Source organism: Micrococcus sp. LASM2_SD2 (assembly GCF_057364565.1).
In genome coordinates this window covers 1-1235 of record NZ_JBNFOB010000389.1, presented here as the reverse complement: position 1 = coordinate 1235, position 1235 = coordinate 1, and the positions used below count along the sequence as shown (strand labels likewise).

The following is a 1235-nucleotide window of genomic DNA, read 5'->3' as shown; positions in this document are numbered from 1 at the left end:
CGCGCGGCCTCGGCCGGGCTGAGCGGGCCGACTAGCCGCAGCAGGTCCGCCACGCCCTCCAGCCCGCGCACACGCCGGTCCGGGGAGAGCCGCTGCAGATCCCGCTCCACGGCGTCGATCACGTCCGAGTCCAACAGCTCGCGCAGCTGGGCGGCGCCGAGCAGCTCGTTCAGCAGCGCCGGGTCCAGGGAGAGCGCGGCCGCCCGGCGCTCGGCCAGGGGAGAGTCGCCCTCGTAGATGAACTGCGCCACGTACCCGAACAGCAGGGACTGCGCGAACGGGGAAGGGCTCGGCGTCGTGACCTCCACCATCCGCACCGAGCGGTTGGCGATGCGCCCGGCCACGTCCTTCAGGGCCGGCAGGTCGTAGACGTCCTGCAGCACCTCGCGGACGGTCTCCAGGATTACGGGGAAGTCCGGGTGCTTGCGGGCCACGTCCAGCAGCTGCGCCGAGCGCTGCCGCTGCTGCCACAGCGGCGTCCGTTTCCCCGGGTTCTGCCGCGGCAGCAGCAGGGACCGGGCGGCGTTCTCCCGGAACCGGGCGGCGAACAGGGCGGAGCCGCCCACCTCCGCGGTGACGATCTCCTCCAGCTCCTCGGCGGTGAACTCGAACAGCTCCGCGCCGGGCGGGTCCGCTTCCATGTACGGCAGGCGCAGCACGATCCCGTCGTCCGCGGCCATGGCGGCCCCGGAGCTCGTCTCGATCCCGAACCGCTGGTGCAGGCGCGCGCCCACCGCCAGCGCCCACGGGGCGTGGACGGCCATGCCGAAGGGGGAGTGCAGCACGATCCGCCAGTCGCCCAGCTCGTCCGTGAACCGCTCCACCACCAGGGTCTTCTCGGTGGGCAGCTGCCCGGTGGCCTCACGCTGCTCGCGCAGGTAGGTCAGCAGGTTCTCCTGCGCCCACTCGTCCAGGCCGGCCTCGGCCAGGCGCGCGGCGGCGGCCTCGGGCTCCGCGTCCGTCTCCCGGCGGAAGGCGCCCACGGCCTCGCCCAGTTCGGCGGGCCGGCCGGCGGCGTCGCCGCGCCAGAACGGCAGGCGCCCGGGCTCGCCGTAGGCCGGGAGCACCAGCACCCGGTCCGCGGTGATGTCCACGATCCGCCAGCTCGTGGCCCCGAGCAGGATCACGTCCCCCACGCGGGACTCGTAGACCATCTCCTCGTCCAGCTCGCCCACCCGGCGGCCGCCGGAGCGTGCGGAGCCGGCACCCCCCGCCGCCGGAGGCGGACTCCCCCG

Annotated in this window: 1 pseudogene; it reads right to left on the bottom strand. The window is 74.9% G+C overall.

The features are described 5' to 3' along the window. Positions 1-1235 (bottom strand): annotated as a pseudogene (locus AC2W7A_RS12615) (ATP-dependent helicase); the annotation flags it as partial.